Raw genomic sequence first — 752 nt, forward strand, 5'->3', positions numbered from 1 at the left:
TCATCGACGATCGTGAAGACCCGGAACCTGCGGCCATCGGTGAGTTGATCCGACACGAAGTCCAGCGACCAGCGATCATTGGCCGTCATCGGGATCAGCATCGGCGCACGTGTGCCGATCGCTCGTTTCCGGCCGCCTCGCTTGCGCACCGTCAGCTTCTCCTCCCGATACAGCCGGAAGAGCTTCTTGTGGTTCACACGGTGCCCTTCGCGCTTGAGCAGCACGTGGATGCGTCTATAGCCAAATCGACGGCGCTCATGCGCCAATGCTTTCATTCGCTCGCGAAGACGATCATCGTCGCTGCGCCTGGTTTCGTAACGGACCGTCATTCGGCAAAAGCCGCTGGCTTTACACGCCCGCCGTTCGCTCATCTGGTGGTGATCCATCAGATGCACGACAGCTTTCCGCCTTGCTGCGGGCGTCACCACTTCTTTCCCAGAAGGTCTTTCAAAGCTGCATTGTCGAGCATCGCGTCCGCCAGGAGCCGCTTCAGTTTCGCGTTCTCGTCTTCCAGCGTCTTCAGCCTCTTTGCTTCGGACACGTCCATGCCGCCGAACTTCGCTTTCCATTTATAGATGCTGGCATCGCTGACGCCGTGCTTGCGGCAAAGCTCCGACACCGACGTGCCTGCCTCGTGCTCCTTCAGTATCCCGATAATCTGTTCGTCCGTGAAACGGTTGCGCTTCATTCTCTGGTCCTCTCGATGGGCCAGAGCTTACTTCAAAATGGATTAGTTCAGCGGGGCAAGGTCA

1 pseudogene is annotated in these 752 nt (G+C 58.1%); it reads right to left on the bottom strand.

The features are described 5' to 3' along the window. Positions 1–688: pseudogene (locus H6M51_RS24195) on the bottom strand (transposase); the annotation flags it as partial. Positions 689–752 lie beyond the last annotated feature (64 nt).

Origin of the sequence: Rhizobium sp. AQ_MP, from assembly GCF_014237835.1 — a bacterium.
GTDB lineage: Bacteria > Pseudomonadota > Alphaproteobacteria > Rhizobiales > Rhizobiaceae > Allorhizobium.